We start from the raw sequence: 6,551 nt of genomic DNA, 5'->3' as shown, positions 1-6,551 counted from the left end.
CGGCCCAGCAGCACCCCCGCGGCGTGTTCCCCGATCCGCAGCACGCACGCCAACTCCAACCGGGCCGACCGCTCCGCGACATCCCGCCCCAGCCCATGCCGTGCCGCGTCCGCGACCGCCTCCCGCCGGTACCACTCGATCCGCTGCAACCGCTCCGCGGCCCGCACACACACCAGCATGTCCGCATCCGCCACCAGATCCAGCGCATCCGGAACCGGCGCCACCCACCCGCACTCCTCCTCCGAAAGCCACGAGTCAACCGGATCGTCCATACCCCCACACTAGTACAGAACTACGACACCAGCCAGCACCTATTCGAACGCATGTTCACTGACATCCGAGGCAAGAGCCCTCGACTCACGCCGGGGCGTGGGCCTGCAGGAACTCGTAGACGTCCGTGGCATCCACCCCGGGAAACGCCCCGGTCGGAAGAGTCGCGAGCAGTGTGCGCGGCGTGCGCACGTTCGGCCAGGATGCCGCGCGCCAGGCATCCTCGAGCTCTGCGGGCGCCCGGCGGCAGCACACCTCGTCGGCGTGCTTCGAAACGCCTCGGTTGGGGGTGTCGCGCCCGAGGAACCACTTCGTGTCGTCGAACCGCACGCCCACCGAGACGGAGTGCGCCCCTTCGCTGGATGCCTCCACGCGAGCCGTGCACCAGTAGGTGCCGTTGCCCGTGTCGGTGTACTGGTAGTACGGGTTGAACTTGTCGGGGGTGTCGAACACCACGCGCGACGTCCACTTCCGGCAGCACATCTGGCCCTCGATCGACCCGAGGCGGTCGGTCGGGAAGTTCACGTCGTCGTTCTCGTACGCCTTCGTGATCGTGCCCGACTCGTGCACCTTCAGGAAGTGCACCCGGAGCCCGAGGTGCCGCGTGGCGAGGTTCGTGAACCGGTGCGCGGCGGTCTCGTACGACACCGCGTACGTGTCGCGCAGATCCTCGATCGAGATCGCCCGGTCCTTCTTGGCATCCTGCAGCACCGGGACGACGTGCGCCTCGGGCATGAGCAGGGCGCCCGCGAGATAGTTCGTCTCGACCCGTTGACGCAGGAAGTCGGCGTAGCTGGTCGGCTCCGCATGCCCGAGGATCTGGCTCGACAGCGACTGCAGCACCGCCGTGCGCGGGTCCGAGCGAGTCAGCCGGCTCGACAGATACAGACGCCCGTTGCGCAGGTCGGCGACGCTGCGGGTGGTCTGCGGGAGATCGGGCACGTAGTGGATCGAGAACCCCAGGTGGGCAGCGATATCCGAAGCCCCGCGCTGGGTGAGCGGACCACCCGGGTGATCAATGGCGTCGAGGATGCCCCGGGCCTGCGCCTCGAGGTCTTCGAAGTAGTTGTCCTTCGACCGCATGAGGCGGCGCAGCTCGACGTTCGCACGCCGCGCCTCCTCGGGGGTCGCCGCGCGCTCGTCGCGGAGCCGGTCGATCTCCCGGTGCAGGGCGAGCATCGCCTGCAGCGCCTCGGTGGGCACGGTCTTGCCGATGCGGAACGGGGCGATGCCGAGCGCCTGGAACGTCTGCCCCTTCATCGCGCGCTCGAGGGCGAGCTCAGCCTCGCCGCGCTCGTCGAGCGGCTGCGCCTCGAGGACGTCGTCGAGGCTCGCGCCCAGCGCGCGGGCGATCGCCTGCAGCAGCGTGAGCTTCGGTTCGCGCTTGCCGGTCTCGATCATGGACAACTGGCTGGGCGCGCGGCCGATCGCCGCGGCGAGGTCGTCGAGGGTCATGCCGCGCGCGGTGCGCAGGCCCCGGATGCGGCGGCCGAGGGCGAGGGCGTCGATCTCTTCGTCGAGCTCTGTCATGGAGCCGATTGTTCCCCAGAAACAGAAGATCGCCAAATCTTCACATTCGATCCGGTCATCCGGGGGTGGATTCTTCACCCATCGTGGACTCAAGCCACCCCGGCAGCGACCGTGAACGAAGGAATCCGATCATGACTCTCCTCATCGACTCCCCGACCATCGAGCTGTCGGGTGCGAACGCCGCGGACCACCCGCACATCCTGACCCCCGACGCCCTTGCCTTCGTCGCCGAGCTGCACGACCGCTTCGACCGGCGTCGCCGCGACCGGCTCGCCGACCGGCTGCGGCAGAACTTCCGGATCGGCAACGGCCACGACCCGGCGTTCCCCGATGACACCGCCCACATCCGCGAGGATGCCGAGTGGCAGGTGGCCGGCCCCGGCCCGGGCCTGGAGGACCGCCGCGTCATCATCAGCGGACCGGTCGACACGGCATCCACCCGCCGCGCGCTGACTTCCGGCGCGAAGGTGTGGCTCGCCGACCTCGAGGACGGCACCTCGCCCACCTGGCGCAACCTCGCCGGCGCCCAGTCCACGCTCGCCGCCGCGATCCGCCACCAGCAGCCGGGCGACGGCGCCCCCACGATCGTGCTCCGCCCGCGCGGGTGGCACCTGCCGGAGCGCCACGTCCGCTACACCGACCGGGCCGGCATCCGGCGCGAGGCATCCGGCGCGCTCGTCGACTTCGGTCTGTACGTCCACCACAACGCGCACGCCCTCATCGCCGCCGGTCGCGGCCCGTATTTCTCGCTGCCGAAGCTCGAGAGCGCGGAGGAGGCGCGCCTGTGGAACGACGTCTTCACCTTCACCGAGGAGCGCCTCGGCCTGGAGCACGGCACGATCCGCGCCATGGCGCTCATCGAGACGCTGCCGGCCGCGTTCGAGATGGAAGAGATCCTCTTCGCACTGCGCGACCACTGCGCGGGACTGACCGCCGGTCGCTGGGACTACCTGTTCTCGATCATCCGTGCCTACCGCGGACGCAGCGCGCGGTTCGTGCTGCCGGACCGCAACGAGGTCACGATGTCGGTGCCGTTCCTGCACGCGTACACCGAACTGCTGGTCTCGACCTGCCACCGGCGCGGAGCGCACGCCATCGGAGGTCTCACCACGGCGGTGCTCGACGGGCGGGATGCCGCGGGCGAACTCTCTCTCATCACCGCCGACAAGCGCCGTGAGGCGGAGGAGGGCTTCGACGGCACGTGGGTCGCGAACCCCCGTCTCGTGCCGGCCGCCGAAGCGGAGTTCGACGCCGTCCTGGGCGCGAACCCGAGCCAGCGCGACCGCCAGCGGGGCGACGTCGAGGTGACGGCGCAGCAGCTGATCGACGTGCGCATCGGCCGGCCGATCACCGCCGCAGGGGTCCACGAGAACGTGTCCACCACGATCCGGTACCTGGAGTCGTGGCTGCGCGGCATCGGCTCGGTCGTCATCGACGGCCGCCTGGAGGATGCCTCCATCGCCGAGATCTCGCGGGCGCAGGTGTGGCAGTGGGTGCACCAGGGCCAGACCACCGAGGACGGCACCGCGATCACCCGCGGCTTCATCGAGCGCAGCATCGACCGGGTGCTGAGCGAGGTGGCCCGGCATCCCTCCGACCGCTTCTCCGACGCCGTCGAGCTCTTCCGCGAAGTGGCCCTCGGCGAGGACTTCCCGGCCTTCCTGACACTGACCGCCTACAACCGATACCTGATCGAGTCCGAGTGACCGGCCCCGAGAGAAAAGGAACAGGACAATGACCTCTTACAACGACGACATCGAGGCCATCCGCGTGCTCAAAGAGCAGAACGGCTCCGGCTGGGACGCCATCGACCCCGAGTCGGTGGCCCGGATGCGGGCGCAGAACCGTTTTCGCACGGGGCTGGAGATCGCGCAGTACACCGCCGACATCATGCGCCGCGACATGGCCGAGTACGACGCGGACTCGTCGGTGTACACCCAGTCGCTCGGCGTCTGGCACGGCTTCATCGGGCAGCAGAAGCTGATCTCGATCAAGAAGCACCTGAAGTCCACGAACAAGCGCTACCTGTACCTGTCCGGATGGATGGTCGCCGCCCTGCGCTCGGAGTTCGGGCCGCTGCCTGACCAGTCGATGCACGAGAAGACCGCGGTGCCGGCGCTCATCGAGGAGCTCTACACGTTCCTCCGCCAGGCCGACGCCCGCGAACTCGATCTGCTCTTCACCCAGCTCGACCGGGCACGCGCGGCCGGCGACGAGACGGGCGCGGAGTTCATCCAGTCCCAGATCGACGCCTACGAAACCCACGTGGTGCCGATCATCGCCGACATCGACGCCGGCTTCGGCAACCCCGAGGCCACGTACCTGCTGGCCAAGAAGATGATCGAGGCGGGCGCGTGCGCCATCCAGATCGAGAACCAGGTGTCCGACGAGAAGCAGTGCGGTCACCAGGACGGCAAGGTCACGGTTCCGCACGAGGACTTCATCGCCAAGATCAACGCGGTCCGTTACGCGTTCCTGGAGCTCGGCATCGACAACGGCATCATCGTCGCCCGCACCGACTCCCTCGGCGCCGGGCTCACGCAGAAGCTCGCCGTCACGCAGCGGCCCGGCGACCTCGGCGACCAGTACAACTCGTTCCTCGACGTCGAGGAGATCTCGGATGCCGACCTCGGCAACGGCGACGTCGTCATCAAGCGCGACGGCAAGCTGCTCCGGCCCAAGCGCCTCGCCAGCAACCTCTACCAGTTCCGGCCCGGAACCGGCGAGGCACGCGTCGTGCTCGACTGCATCACCTCGCTGCGCAACGGCGCCGACCTGCTCTGGATCGAGACCGAGAAGCCCCACGTCGAGCAGATCGCCGGCATGGTCGACGCGATCCGCGCCGAGATCCCGAACGCGAAGCTGGTGTACAACAACAGCCCGTCGTTCAACTGGACGCTGAACTTCCGCCAGCAGGCGTACGACGCCCTCCGGGAGCAGGGTGCGGATGTCTCGGCCTACGACCGCGGCGACCTGATGAGCGTCGCCTACGACGACACCGAGCTGGCGCGCCTGGCCGACGAGAAGATCCGCACGTTCCAGCGGGACGGCTCGGCCCGCGCCGGGATCTTCCACCATCTGATCACGCTGCCGACGTACCACACGGCGGCCCTGTCGACCGATGACCTCGCGAAGGGCTACTTCGGCGACGAGGGGATGCTGGCCTACGTGCGGGGCGTGCAGCGCCGCGAGATCCGCGAGGGCATCGCCACGGTCAAGCACCAGAACATGGCCGGCAGCGACATCGGCGACAACCACAAGGAGTACTTCGCCGGGGATGCCGCTCTGAAGGCCGGCGGCCAGCACAACACGATGAATCAGTTCTGACCCGGAACGAGCTGCGGCCACTGTGTACAGCGAGCGACCCTTCGCCGTACACAGTGGCCGCTGTGCGCCGTCATCCCGCCGGTACGCTGGGACCGTGACAGAACGCGCCCCGCTCTCCCGCAAGCTCTCCGCCATCGCCGAGTCCGCGACCCTCAAGGTCGACGCCAAGGCGAAGGCCCTGCAGGCAGCCGGCCGCCCGGTGATCTCGTACGCCGCCGGGGAGCCCGACTTCGCCACCCCGCAGTTCATCGTGGATGCCGCCATCGAGGCCATGCACGACCCCAAGAACTACCGCTACACGCCCGCCGCCGGTCTCCCCGTGCTGCGCGAGGCGATCGCCGCGAAGACGCTGCGCGACTCGGGACTCGAGATCTCGCCGTCGCAGGTGGTCGTGACCAACGGCGGCAAGCAGGCCGTCTACCAGGCGTTCCAGGCCGTGGTGAACCCCGGTGACGAGGTGCTGCTGCCGGCGCCGTACTGGACGACGTACCCGGAGGCGATCCAGCTCGCCGACGGCGTGCCCGTGGAGGTCTTCGCCGGGGCCGACCAGGAGTACAAGGTCACGGTCGAGCAGCTCGAGCAGGCCCGCACCGACCGTACCGTCGCCGTCGTCTTCGTATCCCCGTCGAACCCGACCGGTGCCGTCTACACCGAGGACGAGACCCGCGCGATCGGCGAATGGGCCGTCGAGCACGGCATCTGGGTCATCAGCGACGAGATCTACCAGAACCTCGTCTACGACGGCACGCGCGCGATCTCGATCGTCGAGGCGTGCCCCGAGGTGGCCGGGCAGACGATCCTCGTCAACGGCGTCGCGAAGACCTACGCGATGACCGGCTGGCGTCTGGGCTGGATGTCGGGCCCCGCCGACGCCATCAAGGTCGCATCCAACCTGCAGTCGCACCTGTGCAGCAACGTGAACAACGTCGCGCAGCTCGCCGCCGTCGCCGCCCTCAACGGCCCGCAGGACGAAGCCGAGCAGATGCGCCAGGCGTTCGACCGCCGCCGCCGCACGATCATCGCGGAGCTGTCGAAGATCGACGGCCTGGACGTCCCCACCCCGCTCGGCGCGTTCTACGCCTACCCCGACGTGCGCGGGCTGCTCGGCCGCGAGTGGGCCGGCAAGACGCCGACCACGTCGCTCGAGCTCGCCGACCTGATCCTCGAAGAGGCCGAGGTCGCGGTGGTGCCGGGCGAGGCGTTCGGCCCGAGCGGATACCTGCGTCTGTCCTACGCCCTCGGCGACGACCAGCTGCTCGAGGGCATCCAGCGCCTCCAGCGCCTGTTCGCCTGACCTCTGAGGCGCGTTTCGTCTCGCTTCGCGGTTCCTGAGCGAGGGAGCGGAGCGACCGAGACGAAGGGGGCTCAACGACAGGTCACAGAGCCCCGGTCGTTGAGTGAGGACGCGCGCAGCGCGACCGAGA

Annotated in this window: 4 protein-coding genes and 1 pseudogene; 3 read left to right on the top strand and 2 right to left on the bottom strand. The window is 69.0% G+C overall.

Going from position 1 to position 6,551, the window contains the following annotated elements:
- Together LK09_RS09525 and LK09_RS09520 are read right to left on the bottom strand one after the other, a co-directional pair.
- Window positions 1–272, bottom strand: a pseudogene (locus LK09_RS09525) (hypothetical protein); the annotation flags it as partial.
- 85 nt (window positions 273–357) lie between these two features.
- Complete coding sequence (locus LK09_RS09520; protein ID WP_039398638.1) at window positions 358–1,800, bottom strand: helix-turn-helix domain-containing protein; 1,443 nt, start codon at window positions 1,798–1,800, stop codon at window positions 358–360.
- A gap of 131 nt (window positions 1,801–1,931) precedes the next feature.
- Between LK09_RS09520 and LK09_RS09515 the strand changes: the two genes are divergently transcribed.
- From LK09_RS09515 to LK09_RS09505, 3 genes are all read left to right on the top strand, one after another.
- Window positions 1,932–3,506 carry a malate synthase gene (locus tag LK09_RS09515; RefSeq protein WP_039398636.1) on the top strand — a complete coding sequence of 525 codons (1,575 nt, stop codon included), beginning with the start codon at window positions 1,932–1,934 and terminating at the stop codon, window positions 3,504–3,506.
- Between the two features lie 28 nt (window positions 3,507–3,534).
- Window positions 3,535–5,127 carry an isocitrate lyase gene (locus LK09_RS09510; RefSeq protein ID WP_039398635.1) on the top strand — a complete coding sequence of 531 codons (1,593 nt, stop codon included), beginning with the start codon at window positions 3,535–3,537 and terminating at the stop codon, window positions 5,125–5,127.
- Window positions 5,128–5,221: 94 nt separating this feature from the next.
- On the top strand, window positions 5,222–6,421 hold the full coding sequence (locus tag LK09_RS09505) for a pyridoxal phosphate-dependent aminotransferase (protein WP_039398633.1): 1,200 nt from the start codon (window positions 5,222–5,224) through the stop codon (window positions 6,419–6,421).
- Window positions 6,422–6,551: the final 130 nt, after the last annotated feature.

The sequence above is a fragment of the Microbacterium mangrovi genome, from assembly GCF_000802305.1.
GTDB classification, from domain to species: Bacteria; Actinomycetota; Actinomycetes; order Actinomycetales; family Microbacteriaceae; genus Microbacterium; species Microbacterium mangrovi.
Note: the sequence above shows the minus strand (reverse complement) of the source record. Positions and strands in the feature narration are given on the sequence as shown.